Source organism: Streptomyces sp. NPDC057702, assembly GCF_042799315.1.
Taxonomy (GTDB): Bacteria; Actinomycetota; Actinomycetes; order Streptomycetales; family Streptomycetaceae; genus Streptomyces.
Map to the genome: position 1 here is coordinate 33,665 of NZ_JBHVJC010000018.1, position 19,883 is coordinate 53,547.

At 73.3% G+C, this 19,883-nt stretch carries 15 protein-coding genes; 5 read left to right on the forward strand and 10 right to left on the reverse strand.

What is annotated here, in order from left to right; translation table 11 throughout:
* Window positions 1-5 precede the first annotated feature (5 nt).
* The 4 genes from ACFVFR_RS15815 to ACFVFR_RS15830 are packed head-to-tail and all read right to left on the reverse strand — an operon-like array spanning window position 6 to window position 3,073.
* Window positions 6-1,370, reverse strand: a complete 1,365-nt coding sequence (locus ACFVFR_RS15815; RefSeq protein ID WP_383701744.1) for an NADH-quinone oxidoreductase subunit D — start codon at window positions 1,368-1,370, stop codon at window positions 6-8.
* On the reverse strand, window positions 1,370-2,137 hold the full coding sequence (locus tag ACFVFR_RS15820; RefSeq protein WP_383701746.1) for an NADH-quinone oxidoreductase subunit C: 768 nt from the start codon (window positions 2,135-2,137) through the stop codon (window positions 1,370-1,372). Before ACFVFR_RS15820 ends, ACFVFR_RS15815 begins: the two co-directional genes overlap by 1 nt.
* Window positions 2,134-2,688 carry a NuoB/complex I 20 kDa subunit family protein gene (locus ACFVFR_RS15825; RefSeq protein WP_383701748.1) on the reverse strand — a complete coding sequence of 185 codons (555 nt, stop codon included), beginning with the start codon at window positions 2,686-2,688 and terminating at the stop codon, window positions 2,134-2,136. Before ACFVFR_RS15825 ends, ACFVFR_RS15820 begins: the two co-directional genes overlap by 4 nt.
* A gap of 25 nt (window positions 2,689-2,713) precedes the next feature.
* Entirely contained in the window at window positions 2,714-3,073 is a 360-nt protein-coding gene (locus ACFVFR_RS15830; RefSeq protein ID WP_176163433.1) for an NADH-quinone oxidoreductase subunit A, read from the reverse strand.
* Between the two features lie 714 nt (window positions 3,074-3,787).
* Between ACFVFR_RS15830 and ACFVFR_RS15835 the strand changes: the two genes are divergently transcribed.
* The gene (locus ACFVFR_RS15835) at window positions 3,788-4,693 is read left to right on the forward strand and encodes a C40 family peptidase (RefSeq protein ID WP_383701750.1); all 906 of its coding nucleotides are present in this window, start codon (window positions 3,788-3,790) and stop codon (window positions 4,691-4,693) included.
* A gap of 455 nt (window positions 4,694-5,148) precedes the next feature.
* Here the strand turns inward: ACFVFR_RS15835 and ACFVFR_RS15840 are convergent, their stop codons facing one another.
* The 4 genes from ACFVFR_RS15840 to ACFVFR_RS15855 all read right to left on the reverse strand — a co-directional run bounded on the left by ACFVFR_RS15840 (window position 5,149) and on the right by ACFVFR_RS15855 (window position 11,933).
* Entirely contained in the window at window positions 5,149-5,688 is a 540-nt protein-coding gene (locus tag ACFVFR_RS15840) for a hypothetical protein (protein ID WP_383701752.1), read from the reverse strand.
* Between the two features lie 14 nt (window positions 5,689-5,702).
* The gene (locus ACFVFR_RS15845; RefSeq protein WP_383701755.1) at window positions 5,703-10,829 is read right to left on the reverse strand and encodes a putative T7SS-secreted protein; all 5,127 of its coding nucleotides are present in this window, start codon (window positions 10,827-10,829) and stop codon (window positions 5,703-5,705) included.
* Between the two features lie 97 nt (window positions 10,830-10,926).
* Entirely contained in the window at window positions 10,927-11,415 is a 489-nt protein-coding gene (locus ACFVFR_RS15850) for a hypothetical protein (RefSeq protein WP_383701758.1), read from the reverse strand.
* Complete coding sequence (locus ACFVFR_RS15855) at window positions 11,412-11,933, reverse strand: hypothetical protein (protein ID WP_383701760.1); 522 nt, start codon at window positions 11,931-11,933, stop codon at window positions 11,412-11,414. The genes ACFVFR_RS15850 and ACFVFR_RS15855 overlap by 4 nt, the downstream gene beginning before the upstream one ends.
* 394 nt (window positions 11,934-12,327) lie before the next feature.
* Between ACFVFR_RS15855 and ACFVFR_RS15860 the strand changes: the two genes are divergently transcribed.
* From ACFVFR_RS15860 to ACFVFR_RS15870, 3 genes are all read left to right on the forward strand, one after another.
* Window positions 12,328-13,269 (forward strand): hypothetical protein, encoded by a 942-nt coding sequence (locus ACFVFR_RS15860; RefSeq protein ID WP_383701762.1) that lies wholly within the window; start codon window positions 12,328-12,330, stop codon window positions 13,267-13,269.
* Window positions 13,270-13,473: 204 nt separating this feature from the next.
* Complete coding sequence (locus ACFVFR_RS15865; RefSeq protein WP_383701764.1) at window positions 13,474-14,595, forward strand: Rieske 2Fe-2S domain-containing protein; 1,122 nt, start codon at window positions 13,474-13,476, stop codon at window positions 14,593-14,595.
* Window positions 14,596-14,711: 116 nt separating this feature from the next.
* Window positions 14,712-15,179 (forward strand): MarR family transcriptional regulator, encoded by a 468-nt coding sequence (locus tag ACFVFR_RS15870; RefSeq protein ID WP_383701766.1) that lies wholly within the window; start codon window positions 14,712-14,714, stop codon window positions 15,177-15,179.
* 95 nt (window positions 15,180-15,274) lie between these two features.
* On the opposite strand, the gene ACFVFR_RS15875 is transcribed toward ACFVFR_RS15870, so the two are convergent.
* Window positions 15,275-16,573 carry a geranylgeranyl reductase family protein gene (locus ACFVFR_RS15875; protein ID WP_383701963.1) on the reverse strand — a complete coding sequence of 433 codons (1,299 nt, stop codon included), beginning with the start codon at window positions 16,571-16,573 and terminating at the stop codon, window positions 15,275-15,277.
* 419 nt (window positions 16,574-16,992) lie between these two features.
* On the opposite strand from ACFVFR_RS15875, the gene ACFVFR_RS15880 reads away from it, so the two are divergent.
* Window positions 16,993-17,499: a GNAT family N-acetyltransferase gene (locus tag ACFVFR_RS15880; RefSeq protein ID WP_383701769.1), complete on the forward strand. Its 507-nt coding sequence runs from the start codon at window positions 16,993-16,995 to the stop codon at window positions 17,497-17,499.
* 144 nt (window positions 17,500-17,643) lie between these two features.
* On the opposite strand, the gene ACFVFR_RS15885 is transcribed toward ACFVFR_RS15880, so the two are convergent.
* Window positions 17,644-19,590, reverse strand: coding sequence for a hypothetical protein (locus ACFVFR_RS15885; protein ID WP_383701771.1), 1,947 nt, complete (start codon window positions 19,588-19,590; stop codon window positions 17,644-17,646).
* Window positions 19,591-19,883: the final 293 nt, after the last annotated feature.

Here is a 19,883-nt window from a genome sequence, read left to right on the forward strand (position 1 = left end):
GGCGCTCACCGGTCAACGCCTCCCATCACGGGGTCGAGGGACGCCACGGCGACGATGACGTCGGCGACCTGGCCGCCCTCGCACATCGCGGCCATGGCCTGCAGGTTGGTGAAGGAGGGGTCCCTGAAGTGGACCCGGAAGGGGCGGGTGCCGCCGTCGCTGACGGCGTGCACGCCCAGCTCGCCCTTGGGCGACTCGACGGCCGCGTACGCCTGGCCGGGCGGGACCCGGAAGCCCTCGGTGACCAGCTTGAAGTGATGGATCAGGGCCTCCATCGAGGTGCCCATGATCTTCTTGATGTGGTCGAGCGAGTTGCCCAGCCCGTCGGGGCCCATGGCGAGCTGCGCGGGCCAGGCGATCTTCTTGTCGCCGACCATGACCGGGCCCGGCTCCAGGCGGTCCAGGCACTGCTCGACGATGCGCAGCGACTGGTGCATCTCCTCGACCCGGATCAGGAAGCGGCCGTAGGCGTCGCAGGTGTCCACGGTGGGGACGTCGAACTCGTAGTTCTCGTACCCGCAGTACGGCTGCGTCTTGCGCAGGTCGTGCGGCAGGCCGGCCGAGCGCAGCACGGGTCCGGTGACGCCGAGCGCCATGCAGCCGGCCAGGTCCAGGTAGCCGACGTCGACGGTGCGGCCCTTGAAGACGGGGTTGCCGGAGGCGAGCTTGTCGTACTGCGGGAGGTTCTTGCGCAGGTTCCTGAGCAGCTCGCGCAGTTGCTCCACCGCGCCGGGCGGCAGGTCCTGGGCGAGGCCGCCGGGGCGGATGAACGCGTGGTTCATGCGCAGCCCGGTGATCAGCTCGTACGCGTCCAGGATCATCTCGCGGTCGCGGAAGCCGTAGACCATGACCGTGGTGGCGCCCAGCTCCATGCCGCCGGTGGCGATGCACACCAGGTGGGAGGAGAGCCGGTTGAGCTCCATCAGCAGGACCCGGATCACCGAGGCGCGGTCGGGGATCTGGTCCTCGATGCCGAGCAGCTTCTCGACCGCGAGGCAGTACGCCGTCTCGTTGTAGAACGAGGTCAGGTAGTCCATGCGGGTCACGAACGTGGTGCCCTGCGTCCACGTGCGGTACTCGAGGTTCTTCTCGATGCCGGTGTGCAGGTACCCGATGCCGCAGCGGGCCTCGGTGACCGTCTCGCCGTCGATCTCCAGGATCAGCCGCAACACCCCGTGTGTGGAGGGGTGTTGGGGTCCCATGTTGACGATGATGCGCTCGTCGTCGCTGCGGGCCGCCGCGGCGGCGACCTCGTCCCAGTCGCCTCCGGTGACCGTGTACACGGTGCCCTCGGTGGTCTCCCTGGGCGGCGACGAGGACGGCTCGTCCGTCTCCGGCCCTGCCGTGGGGTGCGCGTGCGAGGTGCTCATTAGCTGTACGACCTCCGCTGGTCGGGTGCCGGGATCTGGGCGCCCTTGTACTCGACGGGGATGCCACCGAGCGGGTAGTCCTTGCGCTGCGGGAAGCCCTGCCAGTCGTCAGGCATCATGATCCGCGTGAGGGCGGGGTGGCCATCGAAGATGAGCCCGAAGAAGTCGTAGACCTCGCGTTCGTGCCAGTCGTTGGTCGGATAGACGTCCACGATCGAGGGCACGTGGGGGTCGCGGTCGGGGGCGCTCACCTCCAGCCGGATCAGCCGGTTGTGGGTGAGCGAGCGCAGGTGGTAGACGGCGCGCAGCTCGCGGCCCCTGTCGTCGGGGAAGTGCACGCCGCTGACCCCGGTGCACAGCTCGAAGCGCAGCGCCGGATCGTCGCGCAGCGTGCGGGCCACGCGCGGCAGGTGCTCGCGGGCGATGTGGAACGTGAGCTCCCGGCGGTCCACGACGGTCTTCTCGATGGCGTTCTCGGGCAGCAACCCCTGCTCGTCGAGGGCGCCTTCGAGCTCGTCGGCGATCTCGTCGAAGACGCCGTAGCCCGCGGCGCCGTCCGGCCCGCCGTAGGGGCGGGTCGCGGCGCCCGGCAGGCGCACGGTGCGCACCAGGCCGCCGTAGCCCGTGGTGTCGCCGCCGCCCGCGGCGCCGAACATGCCGCGCCGGGTGCCGATGACCTCGCCGGCGTCGCCGCGCTGGCCGGGGAGGTTGTTGGCGTTCACGTCCTGGTCGGGGTTGACGCCGGTCGGCTGGTCCTGGTCGCTCACCGCAGCAGCCCCTTCATCTCGATCAGCGGCAGCGCGCCGAGGGCCGCTTCCTCCGCCTCGCGCGCGGCCTGCTCGCGGTTGACGCCGAGCTTGCCGCCCTGGATCTTCTGGTGGAGCTTGAGAATGGCGTCGAGCAGCATCTCGGGCCGGGGCGGGCAGCCGGGCAAGTAGATGTCGACCGGCACGATGTGGTCGACGCCCTGCACGATGGCGTAGTTGTTGAACATCCCGCCGGACGAGGCGCACACGCCCATGGAGATGACCCACTTGGGGTTCGGCATCTGGTCGTAGACCTGCCGCAGCACCGGCGCCATCTTCTGGCTGACCCGACCGGCGACGATCATCAGGTCGGCCTGGCGGGGCGAGCCGCGGAAGACCTCCATGCCGAAGCGGGCGAGGTCGTAGCGGCCGGCGCCGGTGGTCATCATCTCTATGGCACAGCACGCGAGGCCGAAGGTGGCCGGGAACATCGATGACTTACGGACCCAGCCCGCGGCGCTCTCGACGGTGGTGAGCAGGAACCCGCTCGGCAGCTTCTCTTCGATACCCATGGCGTTGTGGCTCCTCCCGCTTCCGTTAGTCCCATTCCAGGCCGCCGCGACGCCATACGTAGGCGTACGCGACGAAGACGGTGAGCACGAAGAGGAGCATCTCCACGAGCCCGAACAAGCCGAGCGCGTCGAACGTGACGGCCCAGGGATAAAGGAAGACGATCTCGATGTCGAAGACGATGAAGAGCATCGCCGTCAGGTAGTACTTGATCGGGAAACGCCCGCCACCGGCCGGCTGCGGGGTCGGCTCAATGCCGCACTCGTAGGCTTCGAGCTTCGCCCGGTTGTAGCGCTTGGGGCCGATGATCGTGGCCGCCACCACGGAGAAGATCGCAAAGCCTGCCCCGAGGGCTCCTAGTACGAGGATGGGCGCATAGGCGTTCACCGCTCCTCGCTCCTCTCAGTCGACGATGACTGCTGAAGCTCCCCCGTCGGGGGAGGGCTGCGTCGAGCACGCTCACTGCCCCAAAGATCGCGAACATGTGAGGCAGTTCACAAGCCCGATTCGCCTGCATCCTATGCCTGTCACCTTGTGATCTGCGACACGGGGTACAGCACCGAGTTTGTGATCTCCACCACCTGACGAACGATCATGAAGTCGGATGAGCGGTGATCTCTCCACGGGAAGCGGCCGAGTGATCACCAAAGGTGACATTCGGGGGTGTTACCGCTGGTCAAACGGTCAGCGCTCTATCAAGAGGTGCACCATGCATGCAAATTGGCCACCGTCAGCGCGGCCTGATATAGGAAGCGAGGCGCTTCAAGGGGCCCACGTCGAGCCGCCACCGCGCGGCGGTGATCGTCGGCTCGCGCCTCCGTTCACGAGGACCGTGGACGTGACGTGTGCCACATCGTCACTCGTTCGAGATCTCGATTACGCGGCGACCCTTGGCGTGGACCACTCGATGGTGATAGGCGCGGCCCATGCGCCGGTTGACCGCCAAAAGCCATGCGTAGGCGCATGATCGCGAAAATCGGACAGGGCGCGTCCGATCACTTACAAGATCAACTCGGCTGAAAAATGAACGTGTGCACGCCAATTGTGGCGAGCGCCACGTTTGTTGTGGGCAACCTGTGCCTCCTGATAGCCAGTGTTCTCATGTCCCAGACCGCTCACATACCCAGCCACCGGAAGCCTCGTCGCTCCGCCTCCTCGCGGGCACTTCGCGCAGGGGTGACCGGTGGCATCCTCACGCTCACCGTGGCCGGAACCGCCGTGTCGGCCACCGCCGCCGAGCCCGCCGCGGCCGAGACGACGCAGGAACTGCCCACGTTCTCCGCCGACCTGGCCCTGAACGCCCTGCAGTCGGCCGACGCCACCGAGCAGGCCGCGCACGGCTACCAGCTCCAGGACCAGCAGGAGCTGGCCGCGGGCAAGGCCAAGTCGGAGGCCAAGAAGGCCAAGACCGAGGCCGAGCGCAAGGCCAAGGAGGCGAAGGAGCGCGCCGAGCGCGCCGCCGCCAAGCGGGCCGCCGCCGCGGAGAAGGCCCGCGAGCAGCAGCGCGCGTCGCGCACCGCCGAGCGCACCACGCTCACCACCACCAGCGGCACGAGCGCGAACACGAGCGGCACGAGCGACAGCTCCACCACCTCGTCGTCCCACGCCCCCGCGTCCTCGCAGACCGAGGCCCCGTCCACCTCGACGGGCAGCGGCAACGCGGCCACGGTCATCAGCTTCCTCAAGGCCCAGGTCGGCAAGGCGTACGTGCCCGGCGCCATGGGCCCGTCCTCCTACGACTGCTCCGGCCTGACCAGCATGGCCTTCCGCCAGGTCAACGTGGACCTGCCGCGCGTCTCCCAGGACCAGTCCGTGACGGGCACCCAGGTCTCGCTCAGCAACCTCCAGCCCGGCGACATCCTCTACTGGGGCAGCGCCGGCAGCGCCTACCACGTCGCGGTCTACATCGGCGGCGGCCAGTTCATCGGCGCCCAGAACTCCAACACCGGCGTCGTCCAGCGCAGCATGAGCTACGACATGCCGACGGGCGCGGTACGGGTTCTCTGACCTGGTGTCGCCCGTACGGTTCGCCTACGCGGCGGGCGGTGGGGGTTCCTCCGGCTGATGTCCGGGGGCGCTTCCGCCTGTCGCGGCGGGCGGTTCGCCTACGCGGCGGGCGGCTCGGGGCTCCCTCCGGCTGAGGCCGGGGGCACATTGTCGCCCGCGCGACGGCTCGCCTCGCGGCGAAGCCCGTCCGACCGGCGTCGGAGTACGCGCTGCCGCCCGCGCGCGGCGGCGGGCCCGTACGGTGCGCTGGCCGCGCGGCGGGGTCGATGGTGCCCTCCGCACGCCGCGGGTGTGCCTGTGCGTGCCTTGTGGGGCGTACGAGGCGTGTGACGTCATACGAAGGGTCGTCAGCCCTCCCTATGGGGAGAGCGGCGGCCCTTCGGTGTTTCCTGGGCGGGGCGTCGCCTCCAGCCTGGGCGGGGAGGGGAGAGACGGACGGGGGAGCAGTCGAGTTCCTACGGCAAGAGCGGCAGAACACTCACCCATTCTCCGATTTCCTCGTGCAGAGGGTCAGTCTGGTCGAGCAGCGGGAGAATCTCCCGGAATGGCGTGACAAGATTCTTGACACGCCGCAACGCCAACATCTCCTGTCGCGTCGTGCGCTGCCAGTCACCCGCAGATTCCCTGATGCTGCTACTCGATGCGCCGATCGCCTCGGTCACTCGCCTCCACAACAACGACAGGTCACTGAGCGAGCCGTCGTCCACTCTTCCGAGCCGTGTGATCACATAAGCCCGCAGTGTCACCTCATTAGCCATCACAGCGTGCGGGTCACGCTTTTCCGGATGGTGACGCTGCCGGTCAATCACCAGCTCCCCTGCAGTCGCCCACTGCATTCTTTCGGTCGCTGAAAGCCTGTCGTCCTGCATGCCTCCAATGCATACATCCCGAAGACCTTCCCACGACGAGTAAGCGAGTTCTTCAGCAGGCACGCTCCGCAACACGACGCTCATCATGGATGGCGGCAGACTACGCACCTCGGCTTCATCGACCATCGTCGCTCTTTCCATCAGGGGAACACGATGCCAGCGCGTTCAAACGCGTCCTTAGCCAACTGGAGGCTCTCCGCAGAGGGCTTGTAGTGGCCACTGTTGTTGTTCAACTCAAGGCCGAAATACGTCCCCCCGCCTCCAGCGATATCCGCTTCGCCTGCGGCCTGCACGGGACGGCCCCCGGTAAGGACCGGATGCTTCAACTCCACCCCGTTGACGAGTTTCGGCATAATCACAAGGTCGCCTTGCTCGGTCACGGCCCACTTGATGGTGCCACTGTTGACTATATCGTCGAACCCGCTACCACCTACCGCTATCGGCTTGACACCGAACCGCTCGGCCTCGTCCAGTTCTGCCGCCAGCTCGTCTTTCATCTGGTTGTGGAAATACGGCGCCAGCCCCAGTGGGTCTATCCATGTGTGGGGGTTGTCCACGTAGGTGACGGGGTTCGGGGCTGGGGTCAGGCCCAGGGGGTCTGGGGACAGGTAGCGGGCTGTGCCGGGGTCGTAGTAGCGGAGGACGTTGTAGTGGAGGGCTGATTCGGGGTCGAAGTACTGGCCGGGGAAGCGGAGGGGGGTGTAGGCGGGGCTGGTGCGGGGCCAGGTGGTGGTGCCCCAGAGGGTGGTGCGGGACTGCCAGGCGGATTCGCCGGATTCGGCGACGAGTTCGGTGGGGGTGCCGACGAGGTCGGTGACGATGGCGAAGAAGCGGGTGTCTATGTCGTGCTGGGTGGTGGCATCGGTGATGCGTTCGGTCTGGGTTACCGGGATCAGGCCGGCGTGGTCCCAGGTGAGGTTGACCTGGGTCGGGGTGCCGGGGGTGGTCGTGGTCTGTTCGACGAGGGTGGCACCGTCGTAGGTGAAGTCCACCCGTTCGCTGACGGTTTCGCCGTCCGGTGCCAGGCGTTCCTTGGCGACGCGGCGGCCCAGGGGGTCGTAGGTGTAGCGCCAGCGGGTGCCGTCAGGGGTGGTGACGGCGGTCAGGCGGTCCTCGGCGTCCCACGCGTACCGCCAGGTGTCCGGTTTGCGGGAGAGGCGGGTGTGTTGGCGGAGGGTGACGCGGCCGGCGGCGTCGTGTTCGTAGCGGACGCGTCCGGCGCGGGTGACGCGGGTGCCGGTGTACGCGCGCTCGCCGCGCGTCTCGGGGGCCGCGTGGGTGTCGGGCCAGGCGGCGCTGGTCTGGTTGCCCGCCGCGTCGTAGGCGTATGTCTCCGTCCAGCCGTCCGCCCGCACGGCCGTCACCCGGCCCGTGGCGGTGAGGTCGAAGTGGCGGGTGCCGGTGAGCGAGTCGGCGATGGTGGTGAGGTGGCCGTCGGGACGGTAGGTGTAGCGGCGGTGACGGGTCGTCGCCCCCACGCGTCCGCTGCCGGCGACACCCACCCCGGGCTCAGGCCCGACACCGGCGGGCAGCCCGGGCCCGAGGCCGGAAACCCCCGCCCCGGACTCGCCCCCGCCCCTCCCCGGTGCGGCTCCAGCTCCGGTCTCACCCCCGCCCCGCGCGCCGGGTCCGCCACTACCGTCACCACCCACCCCGCGCTCGGGCCCGACACCACCGGGCAGCTCCGACCCGACACCGGAACCCCCTGCTCCGGACCCGGACCCGATGCCAGTGGGGTGCCCGACACCGGCGTCGGGCGCCGGGCCGACGCCGACGCCGCCCGCGCCCCCCACCCCGGGCTCGGGCCCGGCACCACCGGGCAGCCCGGACCCGACACCGGAACCCCCTGCTCCGGCCTCGGTCACCCGTCCCGCGCCCGCGCGCCCCGCGCGCCCCGCGCGCCCCGCGCCCGTCGTCAGGGACTGCTCCGTGAGGCGGCCGGTCGGGTCCCAGGTGTGGGTGAGGGTGAGGGCGGGGGTGGTGCGGGTCAGTTCGCGGCCCGTCGGGGCGTACGCGAAGTCCATCGTGCGGCCCGAGGCCGTGAGGCGGACGCGGTTGCCGGCCGGGTCGTGGGTGAAGGTGGAGCGGGCGCCGCTCGGGGTCGTGCGGCTGGTGCGGCGGCCGAGGGCGTCGAGGGTGTGGGTGAGGACGTGGCCGTCCACCGACTCGGCCTTGATCCGGCCCAGTCGGTCCCGCTGGTAGCGGACCGCGACGCTGGGCCCGGCGGCTGCGAGCAGCCGGCCGGCCGCGTCGTACTCGAACGTCGTGGTCGCGCCCTCGCCCGCGTCCTTGCGTATGACGCGGCCGAGTTCGTCGTGGTCCAGGCGCACGCTCTGGCCGAGGGCGTTGGTGCGGGCGACCAGGGCGCCGGTGGGGTCGTGCGCGTAGCGCGTGGTGCGGCCGTCGAAGTCGGTCTCGGCGGCGAGTCGGCCGGCCGGGTCGTAGGTGTAACTCCAGGTCAGGCCCTGTGGGTTGGTGACCTGGGTGAGGCGTAGCTGGTCGTCGTGGGCGAACGTGTGGCGCGCGCCGTCCGGGTCGGTGCGGGCGGCCAGCAGGTCGAAGTGGGTGTACTCGTACGTCGTGGTGCCGCCGGCCGCGTCCGTGTGGCTGACGCGGTTGCCCTCGCCGTCGTAGGTCCAGGTGCGGACCGCGCCGCCGGGGTCGGTGTGGCGGGCCAGGTGTCCTTCCACGGTCCAGCTCAGCTGGCTGGTGGCGCCCAGCGGGTCGGTGACGGCGGTGGGGCGGCCGAAGGCGTCGCGGGTGTAGCGGGTGGTGGCGCCGAGCGGGTCGGTGATCTCGACGGGCAGGCCCGCCGCGTCGCACCGTACGTGGGTGGTGGCGCCCAGCGCGTCGGTCACCGAGGTGAGGTGGCCCCGCTCGTCGTACGCGTACCGGGTGGTGTGGCCGGCGGGGTCGGTCTCGGCGGTGCGGTTCCCGCGCGCGTCGTAGGCGTGGTGCCAGGTGGCGCCGTCGGCCGCGGTGGTCGTCGTCGGCAGGCCGAGGTCGTTGTGGGTGAGGGTCGCCTCGCGGCCGTCGGGGCGCAGGACGGAGACGAGGTGGCCCGCCGTGTCGTAGCGCAGGCGGGTCACCCGGCCCAGGGCGTCGGTGTGGCTCAACGGGCGGTCGTACCGGTCGTGTTCCTGGCGGACGGTGTGGCCCAGCGGGTCGGTGGTGGCGACGATCTGGAGGGCGTCGTTGACCAGGTAGCGCGTGCGGTGACCGGTGCGCGTGGTGACGGTGGTGACGCGGTGGCCGGTGGTCTCGTCGCGGTCGTCGTAGTCGACGCGGATGGCGACGTGGCCCGCCTCGCCGCCCTCGGCGACGCAGCGGTGCTGGTTGTCGTAGGCGTAGTCGTAGCGGCTGCCGTTGGTGTCGGTCCAGGCGATGACGCGGCGCTCGTCGTCGTAGTCGAAGCGCAGCGGCCGGCCCGAGGAGTTGGTGACCTCGGTCAGGTCGCCGCCGTCGTAGCCGTAGCGCAGGAGTAACGCGTCGCTCCCGCCCACCCCGGCTCCCACCAGGTGCAGGGCGGTGACCCGGTCGCCCTCGGTGGTGATCCGCAGGTGGTAGCCGGCGCTGTGGACGATGTCGGTGGGGGCGCCGTCGGCGTCGTAGTCGAAGGTCAGGGTGTTGCCGTTGCGGTCGCTCAGCCACTCCAGGGGAGCCACGCCGTCGGCGCCGCCGGGGCCCGGGCCCGCGTAGTGGCGTACGTGGCCCAGCTGCGGGTCGGTGAGCGTGTAGTCGCCCTCGGGCGTGCGTTCCAGCGGCCAGCGCGGGCCGGTGCGCGGCAGGGTCGGCACGCCGGGGACCGGGTGCGGGTAGTCGAGGAGGAGGCCGTCCTCGCTGATCAGGACGACGCCCCGGGCGTCGATCTCCAGCCGCTGGTCGACCGTGCTCGACCAGGACGGGCCGAACCAGCGGCCCGCGCCGTAGCCGGACTCGACGCGCCGGGTGAAGGCGAGCGGCAGCGTGCCGGGCAGGCTCACGTCGGTCTGGGGCAGGAACATCCTGCCGGTGGCCAGGTCGATCGGGTCGGTGTGGTCGGTGGTGCGCTGCCCGTCGTGCTGGCGGTGGCCGTGCGGCCCGTCGCGGTCCAGGTCCCGCCGGGCGGCGCCCGGCGGCCCGTGCCGGCTGGCGCCGGCGCCGCGTCGGGTGCCGCTCGCGCCCGACTTCACCAGCCCGGCCCCCTTGGTCCCGGCCACTTCCGCGAAGAGCCGACCGACGCCCTCGTCGGGGTCCTTCTGGAAGTCCTGGTACATGCGCTCGGCCGTGCCCAGGGGGTCCCTGGCGGTCTGGGCGAGTCCGGTGGCGGTGCTGTTGAGGCCGGTGACGAACTCGTCGGGGTGCTGCTGGTTGTACGGGTCGAGGACGTTCAGGCCACGGCCGAAGGCGACGATGTTGGCCCCGCCCCGGACGACGCCGCTCATCCCGCGGGTGAGGGAGAGGTTGACGCCCCGCACTCCGCTGCGCACCTGGTCGCCGTACTCGGGCTTGGCCGGCGCGGCGGCGCGGGCCGCGCGGACCGCCGTACGGGCCGCTTCCGCCGCCCGGTCGCGCTGCCCGCGCGCCTCCGTGAGCTGCTCCTGGGCCGCCCGCCGGCCCGCCTCCCCCGGGTCGGTGAACGCGCCGGGCGGCGTCGGCGGCGTCGTCGAGCCGTCCCGGCGGGAGCCGGTGAGCCCGTAGACGGTGGCGTCGGCGTTGTACGCCGTGACCTTGGTGTTGTAGCTGGTCACCGCGTCCTTCGAGGCCCGCTCGGCCTCCTGGTGGACCAGCAGCGCCTCGCGGGCCTGCCCCTGGGCCCAGGCGACGGTGTCGGCGAAGTGGTCCAGGGCGGCGGCGGCCCGCTCGAAGGCGTCGGCGGCGGTGAACCACTTCCTGGGCTCGTACGTCATCCGCAACCGGAAGGTGCCGGCCGCCTCGCCCTGCCAGCCCGTGGACTGGAGCCCCTTGAGGCCGTTGCCGATCCGCTCGAACGCCGCCTGGAAGTCGCGCAGGTGGGAGACGGTGGAGGCGAGCTTGGACGGGTCGCCGAAGACCAGTTTCCTCGGGTCGTCGGTCTCGTCCAGCCGCATCTCGGCGACATCGGCGCCCAGGTCGTCCGCCCAGGACCGGGTGGACTCGCGGGTCCAGTCGGCCGCGCCGTCCATGCCGACCGCGTCCATCCCGTCGGCGACCGTGTTGCCGGCGTTCTCCACGCCCTTGCCGACGAGTTCGGTGCCCCGCTCGACGGCGTCCTCGACGACGTCGGGTACGAAGTCGCCCCACCCCATGTGCCGCTCCCCCTGGTCCCCGTTCCCCGCGCGGTCTCACGTCGCGGCCCTCCGTGGGCGCGCGGCGCGCGGCACCCTCGCCCCGTGGGCGCCGCTCCTACCGCTCCCGCGCCGTCAGCCTGGCCACCGAGCCCACCGACCTGTCCTCGTGCGGGCCCAGCGTCAACTCCCGCCAGCTCTTCTCCTCCACCTCCTCCTCGGTCAGGTGCGGGTTGCCCACCACCGCGTTCGCCGCGACCTTGAAGGTGCCCTCGACGTACCGGTCCTCCTCCCAGGTCATCCCGGCGGCGAGCCCCGCGCGCTGGGCGAGCTGGTCCGCGTCCGCCATCAGGCCCCGTACGCCCCAGTCCCACAGCTCGCAGAAGTCCTCGAAGTCGCGGGCGAGGCCGCCGTGCCCGGCCTCCATGCCGGTCAGCGACAGGTCGGCCAGGCCCGCGCCCTGGAGCGCGTCCGTGCGGGAGGCGATGTCGGAGAGTTCGGCGATGGCCGCGCCGATACCCGTGGTGATCGACTGGAGCGCCTCCTCGGTGAGCCTGAGGTTCCCCTCCCCCGGTACGCACACGTCCGCCGCGTCCGCCTCGCTCATCGCGCCTCCTCCGCTTCCCGAACGTGTGCCGGCTGGTCGTGTGCCGGCTGGTCCTGTGGTGCCTGGTCGCCTGACGGCTGGTCGCGTGGTGACCGGTCACGTCCCGGTGGCCGCGCGCGCTCCCGGTCCTCGGGTGGTGCGGCGTCCAGCGCCACCTCGTCGGGGACGACGCCGACCATCGGCGGCAGGAACATCGCCTGGTCGGGGTCGGCGACGTCGAGCGCGACCCCGCACGGCCCGTCCGCGTACCGGGGGATGACCGCGTCCAGCAGCCGGGCGCCGCGCATCGCCGCGTACTCCGTCTCCGACGTCGGCCGCTGCCCGCGCGCCAGCAGGAAGCGGGTCAGCGCGCCCTCGTCGGTGAAGGCGTGAATCCACCGGATGCCGCCGTACACCCCGGACAGCAGCCCGCCGCGCACCAGCGGGACCAGCACGAGCGCGCGCCGGAACTCGCCGAGCAGCGCCGCCGGATCGCCGTGGCCGGCCCGCGTGCGCGCGCACTCCTCCGTCAGCCCCACCAGGCCACCCCGTCCCGCCCTCGCCCCGCCGTGTGCGGTCCCGCCATGCGCCAGGGTCGGCGCCCCAGGTCGCTGTCGTCCGTCCCCGTGGCGCGCGGCGGCGTACCTCGTCGCCGCGACCGCGCACCGTACGCACCGTACGACACTCCGTCAGCACGTTCGATATGGGGCCGGCCAACGCGGCCTGAATCCGGCCGAGTCGCGGCGGTGGTGGCCGAGAGTCGCGGGGCGGGGCGGGTTCTGGTGGTGTCCGCGCCACCCGTTCGGGGGCGGCGGGGTGAGCGGCCGGTTCCGTGCTTGCGCGGGGGCGGCGGCGCGAGGAGCGTGGGGCGGCGCGCGTTCCACCGCTCCCCACGAGTCCCCTTCCGCTCAGGACGTTCCCGGAGGCATCGCCATGCGCTTGAGACCCACCGGCTCCGCCGCGTACCCGACCCTCGCCCCACCCACCGAGCGCCCCGCGCGCCCCGACCACCCCACGCGCTCCGGCCGCCCCGGCCGCGCCCGTCGGGCCGCCCGCGCGGTGGGCGTGGTGGCGGCCGGGCTGGTGCTCCTGGGAGCCGCCTGGCCCGCGTCGGTCGGCGCGGCGGGGCGGCCTGGCGGCGTGGCGGCGGAGCCGGACCCGGAGAGCTGCACGCGTACGGCGTTGCCGTCCGGAGGCGGGGACCACGTGGTGTGCGCGCGCGGCCTGCGCCCCTTCGAGCAGGTGCTGGGCACTCCGGGCGACGACCTCATCGAGGTGACGGGCTCCGTCACCGGGCTGGTCGACGGGGGCGAGGGGGACGACGAGCTGATCGTGGAGCGGATCGACGCCGTGGGGAGCGGCGAGGGGCTGCGCGGCACGGTGCGCGGCGGACCCGGCGCGGACGACATCACGGTGACCGACCCGTCGGACCAGGCCGTTCGGGGCAACATCGACGGCGGCCCCGGCGACGACGGCATCACCACGGCCGGCACCGACGGCGGCATCGTCACGGGCGGCGACGGCGACGACGAGATCACCACGGGCCGGGTGGCGTCGATCTGGGTGGTGGGCGCCGGGGTGACCGGCGGCGCGGGCCACGACGTCATCCGCACCGGTCCGATCGGGCTGCCCGGCGCGCGCTCCCCGTTCGGCGTCGTCGGCGGCGGCGCCGGCGAGGACCTGATCGAGGCCGACACGTCGAGCCAACCCGCCGTCGGCGCCTTCTTCGGCGACGGCGAGGACGACGTGATCCGGGGCCGCGACGGGGCACCGCTGCGCCTCCAGGCCGACTCGTACGTGGACGGCGGCGCCGGCGTCAACACGTGTGTGGTGGACACCCAGTGGGGCGGCAGGCTCTACAACTGCCAGCCGTAGCCCCGCGCCCGGGGCGCCCGCCGCGCGGACGCCCCGGCGCGGCGCGGACGGCGCCCCATAGCGGGAGGCGGGCCGCTCCACGCCTCCGGTTCACCCCTTCCGGTGAGCCGGCCGGACATCGCCTCCGCCCCGGTCGCCCGTTCGGGACGCTCGCGGGGTCAGGCACGGGTGACGTCGGGTGGCCGGCGAGGAGGAGGGTGCGTCATGAGGGGACGTTCGGGTCGCCGTCACGGGCGACGCGGAGGGCCGGGGCCCTCACGGGCGGAGCGTACGGCGCGGCTGCCCTACCCCGACGGCTGGTTCGGCCTGGGGACCAGCGCCGAGGTGCGGCGCGGCGCGGTGGTCACCCGGCGACTGATGGACGACGACGTGGTCCTCTACCGCACCCGAAGCGGCCGGCTGCGCGCCGTGCGCCCCTTCTGCCCGCACCTCGGGGCGCATCTGGGGTACGGCGGGTCGGTGCGCGGGGAACGCCTCGTGTGTCCCTTCCACCACTTCGAGTTCGCCCCGGACGGGGCCTGCGTGGCCACCGGGTACGGCAGCGCCCCGCCGCCGAAGGCGCGACTGGGCACGCTGCCCGTACGCGAGGTGGACGGGATGGTCTACGTGTGGCGGCACGCGCGGGGCGAGCCGCCCTCGTGGGAGGTGACACCCTGGCCGGCGGACGCGGCGTTCCCCGTCCCGTACGGCAGACGGCACCTGCTGCGCGACCACCCGCAGGACGTGGTCGAGAACATCGTGGACTTCGGCCACCTGACGCCCGTCCACGGGACGGTCGGGGACGTGCTGAGCGAGCCCCGGTTCGACGGGGTCACCCTGGAGACGCGGTTTCGCATCCTGCCGGCCGGCGGCGACGGCGCGGCCTGGATCTCGGCCGTCGCGCCGGAGCTGTCGGTGCGGGTGCAGGGCCTCGGCGTCGTCTACACCTCCGTCGAGGTACCGAGGATCGGCTGCCACCTCCGCACGGTGCTGACCGCCACCCCGGTGAGTCCCACCCATGTCGAGGTGTACGTCTCCGGCACGATGCGGCTCGACCGGTTCGGCGACAGTCGCGCCGCCCTGGCCCTCGCCGGCGCCCTGTCCCGCCCGCTGGCCTGGGTGGGCTCCTTCGACTTCGGCAAGGACTTCCCGATCTGGGCGCACAAGACGTACCTGGAACGCCCCCGACTCGCCGGCGGCGACGGTCCGATCATGAACTACCGCCGCTGGGCCCGCCAGTTCTACAGCGACCCCCCGGCCGGGGCCGGGACGGCGGGCGCCGCGAGCGCCACCGCCCCCGACGCGCCCGCGCCCCCCGCCTCGCCCGCCCCGGAGGACGCCGGGTAGCGGGGGCCGCCGGTCGCTGGGACGGCACTTGCCTTCAACCATGGTTGAGGTTTTACGGTCGCGGTACGAGCCACGCGGGCGGCGACGCCCGCGCCGACGTACCAGGAGGGGATCTCGTGACGACCCAGCCGATGTCCGACGCCGAACTCGCCGGCCAGCCCGCCGCGTACTGGACCGGTGTCGCCTACGAGGCGCTCATCGCGTTCACCCGGGCCCGCCAGGCCGAGAAGGGGTACACGCAGCCCCAGTTCTGGCTGCTGCGCAACCTGTCGGCGCACGACCTCTCGCCCACCGGCGAGGGGATGACGCTGACCGCGCTGCGCGAGGCCATGGCCTCCTACATCCGCCCGGAGGACGATCTGGCGGCGGAGGCCGGGGGGCTCGTCGAGCGCGGCTGGCTGACCCGGGACGCCGAGGGACGGCTGTGGCTGACCGAGGCCGGCGAGCGGGCCCGGGTGGACCTCGCGCGCAACGCCCCCGCGATCCGCGCCGCCCTTCACGAGGGCATCGCCGACGCGGACTACGTCACCACGGTGCGGGTCCTCCAGCGGCTGGTCCACAACGCGGGCGGCCCGGTCGCCTGACGGCAGGGGCCGGCCCGGGGCGCGGCGCGGCGTCGGAGTCGCCCCTCGCACGCCGGGCCGCCAGGGCTCACGCCTCGCGACCCGGCGTCACACCGTCAGGCGCGCGGCGTCACCTTCGTCAGCCCGTTGATGATGCGGTCCATCGCGTCGCCGCCCGTCGGGTCGGTGAGGTTGGCCAGCATCTTCAGGACGAAGCGCATGAGGAGCGGGTGGGTCAGGCCGCGCTCGGTGGCGATCTTCATGATCTTCGGCTGGCCGATGAGCTTCACGAAGGCGCGGCCGAGCGTGTAGTAGCCGCCGTAGGTGTCCTTCAGGACGCGCGGGTAGCGCTCCAGGGCGGCCTCGCGCTGGGCGGCGGTCGGGCGGGCCTTGGCCTGCACGATGACCTCGGAGGCGATCTGCGCCGACTCCATGGCGTACGCGATGCCCTCGCCGTTGAACGGGTTGACCATGCCGCCCGAGTCGCCGACGAGCAACAGGCCGCGCGTGTAGTGCGGTTGCCGGTTGAACGCCATCGGCAGCGCGGCGCCCCGGATGGGGCCCGTCATGTGCTCGGGCGTGAACTGCCACTCCTCGGGCATCGAGGCGCACCACGCCTTGAGGACCTCGCGCCAGTCCAGGTCCTTGTAGCCGCTGGAGGTGTTGAGCACGCCCAGGCCCACGTTGCAGGTGCCGTCGCCCATGCCGAAGACCCAGCCGTAACCGGGCAGCAGCTTGGGGGTGTCGCCCCGGCGGTCCCACAGCTCCAGCCACGACTCCAGGTAGTCGTCCTTGTCGCGCGGGCTGTCGAAGTAGGTACGCACGGCCACGCCCATCGGGCGGTTCTCGGCCCGGTGCAGGCCCATCGCCAGGGAGAGCCGCGAGGAGTTGCCGTCGGCCGCCACGACCAGCGGGGCGTGGAAGGTGACCGGCGTCTTGTCCTGGCCGAGCTTGGCGTGCACGCCGGTGATGCGGTTGGTGCGCGGGTCGATGATCGGCGCGCCCACGTTGCACTGCTCGTACAGCCGCGCCCCCGCCTTCTGCGCCTGGACCGCCAACTGCTCGTCGAAGTCGTCCCGCTTGCGGACCAGGCCGTAGTCGGGGTACGAGGCGAGCTCGGGCCAGTCGAGCTGGAGGCGGGTGCCGCCGCTGATGATGCGCAGGCCCTGGTTGCGCAGCCAGCCGGCCTCCTCGCTGATGTCGATGCCCATCGCGACGAGCTGCTTGGTGGCGCGCGGGGTGAGGCCGTCGCCGCACACCTTCTCGCGCGGGAACGACGTCTTCTCCAGCAGCAGCACGTCCAGGCCGGCCTTGGCCAGGTAGTACGCGGTGGTCGAGCCGGCCGGGCCGGCGCCGACCACGATGACGTCGGCCGTGCGCTCGGAGAGGGCGTCGTCGCCGAGGCCGACGGCGATGGCGGACGGGGTCCGTGCCGTGGTCGACCCGGTCGCCGTCGGCTCCTTGGCCAGCGAGGCCGGGGCCGCGCCGGAGGCGTCGGCCGGGGCGTCGTCACCGGTGCCGGGCGTGGGGGCGGCGTCGCTGTCGGCGGCGGACGCCGTGGCGGGCGTCGTGGCGGGCCCGGCCTCGACGGCGGGTGCGGCGGCGGCCGGTTCTATGGCGCTGTTCGCGGCGGACTCGGCTGCTCCGGTCCCGGTCCCGCCCGTCCCTGGGGCGTCGGTCCGGGAGGCGCCGGTCGGGGAAGGGTCGGTCTCGGCGGGGGCGTTCTCGCTCACGGAGGTTCTCCCGAAGACTCGGTATCTGCGTGCCGGTCGCGCCGGGCACTGGACGGGTGCAGTCTATGTGGCGTACGCGAACTCGCGAGAAGGGCGCCCTCATGCCGATATCCGGAGCTTCTGTGCAGTTGCGAGTGCCGACCCCCGAGGACGCGGCTGCCTGGCACCGGCTCTTCGACCACCCGGACGTGATGGAGTTCCACGGCGGCAGCTCCCACGACCTCGCCCACTACGAGGAGTTCACCGCCCGCCAGCGCGCCCACCACGACCACCTCGGCCTCTGCTTCTACACGCTGCTCGACGCGGCGGGCGAACCCGTCGGCTTCACCGGCGCCCAGCCCTGGCCGCACGCGTGGGGCCCGGAGGGCGAGATCGAGATCGGCTGGCGGCTCGGCCGCGCGCACTGGGGCCGGGGTTACGCCACGCTCGCCGCCGAGGCCACGCTGGAACGGGCGCGCGCGGTCGGCATCCGCCACGTGGTCGCGATGGTCCTCCCGGAGAACGCGCGCTCCATCGCCGTCATCCAGCGGTTGGGCATGAAGGAGGCCGAGACGTACGTCTCACCGGTCTCCAAGACCCGCGGGCTCTGCTTCCGCCTGGACCTCTAGCCCCGCGCGAGGGGGCCGGGCCGACGCTCGCGACCCGGCCCGCCCCGGACACGCCCGGGGCGGGCGAGCCCGCCGCGCGGGTGGCGGCGGGGCGGCGCGCCGGATGAGTGAGGCGCCCGGGGCGGGTGGCGGCGGGCGGGAGGGTCAGCCGCCCTGGGACCACGTCGCCAGGGCCGTGTCGAACGCCTCCCGGTCCACGGCGAACGTCTCGGCCGGGCCCTGGAAGTAGATGGCGTACTCCGTGCCGTCCGCCGTGACGTACGCCTGGTCGATCGCGTGCATCGCCCTGCCGGACTTCTTCTCCACCCAACTGAACTCCCAGCGGGCGCCCTCCTGGCCCTGGAAGGTGTTGGCCGTCAGCTCCACCTGCTGGTAGTCGCTGGTACGCCGGGACGTGATGCCCTCCAGTTCGCGGAAGTGCTCGATCGCGGACTGGCTGGTGCCGCGCACCAGCCCGATGCGCAGGTAGCTGTTGTCGGCGGTGGCCCCGGGGCCCAGGTAGTCGATCTGGCCGCCGCGTACCTCGCGCTGCCAGCCGGCGGGCACCGCGAGCGAGAAGCCCTGCGGGTCCTGGGCCGTGCGGTAGCCCTCGGGGGCCGTGCTGGGCGGCGGGTCCTCGGCCGAACCGTCGGACGGGATGTCCGAGACGTCGGCGGTCGGGTCCTCGGTGGGTTCGGCGGGCGTCGGCGACGCGGGCTCGGAGGGCTCAGGACCGCTGGGCGTCCGGCTCGCGCGGTCGCCCGACGTGTCCGGCCCCGCCCCGTGGTCCGGCTCCTCACCGGCCGGTGGCTGGCTCTCCACCGCCACCGAGCCCCGGTCGTCACCGCTCCCGCCGTCGTCCTGCCACAGGAGCACCCCGGCCGTGCCCCCGCCGCCGACGACGAACGCCGCGACCCCCACTCCCAGCCACACCAGCATCCGCCGGCGCCGCTCCCCACGCCGCCGACCGGCCGGACCGACGGGCCCGCCCGGGGAGACCGGGGACGGCGAGGCCGGCCCGGCGGTGGCGTGAGCCGCTTGCTGCGGGGAGGCCGGGGCGGGGGTGGCGTACGGCGCCGGCTGTGACGCGGGGTACGCGGCGGGTGGCGGGGTCGGGTGGAGCGCAACGTACGCGGCGGGCTGTGGCGTCGCGGCGTACGGGGCCGCCGGCGCGTACGGCGCGGGCGGTGGCGTCGGGGTCGGCCGCGCGGACTGCGGGTTCCCGGCCTCGGCCCGCGCCCCGGGCACGGACGCGGCTCCGTACGCGGCCGGGCCCGTCGGCGGCCGGCCGTACGCCCCGGGCGGCGCGAGGGGCGGCCCGGGCGGCGGCACGGACGAGGCCACCGCCGGAAGCGCCCCCGGCGGCAGCGTCGAGGACGGCAGGGTCGGCGGGTCGGCGACCGGCGCGGCGACCGACGGCACGAGGGTGGGCGGCACGTCGGCGGGCCGCGCGCCGAGGGGCGGGGCGGCGGGCGCCGCGTCGGCGGGTGGGGTGGTGGCTGGCGCCGCGTCGGCGGGTGGGGTGTTCGCCGGTGGTGCTTCCGCGTCCGCGAGGGCGTCCGGGCCGGGGGCGTCGGCCCGGGCGACCCGGGGGCGGGCCGGCGCGTCCGGTGATACGGCGGCGGCGCCCGCGTGCGACGGCGCGGCTGACGCGACGTCAGGAGCTGTGCTGAGTACGGCCGTTTTGACGAGGGTGGGGAGCTCGCTCGGGTCCTGCGGCGGGACCGCGTCGGCGGCGTCGGGCGCGGGGGTGGCGTCGGGCGCGGAGGCGGCGTCGGGCCCGGGGGTGACGTCCGCCCCGTGCGCCGCGTCGGCGTGCGGGCCGTCGGGTTCGCGGGGGGCGGCTTTCGCCGCTTCGGCCGGGCCCGGGGTCGCGACGGCCCCGGCGGTCTCGGCGGGACCGGCCGCCTCGGCCGGAGCAGCCGCCTCGGCGGGGCCGGCTGGTTCGACGGCCTCGATCGCCGTGGGCGATGGCGGGCCCGTCCGGGATATCTCGGCGGTAGGCGCTTCCGACGCTGGCGGGGGCGTACGCAGGTCGCGCCCGCACCCCATGCAGAAAAGCGCCTCGGTTGGTGCCAGGGCACCGCAGACAGAGCAGGACTTCGTCGGCACGGGTTGCTCCGAGGGTTCGGCGCGGCGAGATGAGGCGTGGGGGTGGGCGCATACTCTAGCGGCGGCCGGGCCGGGCGTCGCCCGCCCGCACACGTTCACTCCCCGCCCCGCGCCCCAACCGCCCCGGCCATGGCTCTACGCCCCACGCCCCGTCAGCACCGCCCAGGCCACCGGGCGTCACCCGCGCGCCCACCGTCCCCGGCGCCCCGCGCCCGTACCTCGCGATCGGGCACTCCCCGCTCCCCGCCCCACTCCGCCCGCGCACGGCCACCCCGACACGCGCCGCCCGCGCA

What these genes read in the sequence shown, in the direction of transcription:
- ACFVFR_RS15815 (WP_383701744.1), bottom strand. Translation starts at nt 1,370, where the DNA reads ATGAGCACCTCGCACGCGCACCCCACGGCAGGGCCGGAGACGGACGAG.
- ACFVFR_RS15835 (WP_383701750.1), top strand. Translation starts at nt 3,788, where the DNA reads ATGTCCCAGACCGCTCACATACCCAGCCACCGGAAGCCTCGTCGCTCC.
- ACFVFR_RS15840 (WP_383701752.1), bottom strand. Translation starts at nt 5,688, where the DNA reads ATGGTCGATGAAGCCGAGGTGCGTAGTCTGCCGCCATCCATGATGAGC.
- ACFVFR_RS15865 (WP_383701764.1), top strand. Translation starts at nt 13,474, where the DNA reads ATGAGGGGACGTTCGGGTCGCCGTCACGGGCGACGCGGAGGGCCGGGG.
- ACFVFR_RS15845 (WP_383701755.1), bottom strand. Translation starts at nt 10,829, where the DNA reads ATGGGGTGGGGCGACTTCGTACCCGACGTCGTCGAGGACGCCGTCGAG.
- ACFVFR_RS15860 (WP_383701762.1), top strand. Translation starts at nt 12,328, where the DNA reads ATGCGCTTGAGACCCACCGGCTCCGCCGCGTACCCGACCCTCGCCCCA.
- ACFVFR_RS15825 (WP_383701748.1), bottom strand. Translation starts at nt 2,688, where the DNA reads ATGGGTATCGAAGAGAAGCTGCCGAGCGGGTTCCTGCTCACCACCGTC.
- ACFVFR_RS15880 (WP_383701769.1), top strand. Translation starts at nt 16,993, where the DNA reads ATGCCGATATCCGGAGCTTCTGTGCAGTTGCGAGTGCCGACCCCCGAG.
- ACFVFR_RS15850 (WP_383701758.1), bottom strand. Translation starts at nt 11,415, where the DNA reads ATGAGCGAGGCGGACGCGGCGGACGTGTGCGTACCGGGGGAGGGGAAC.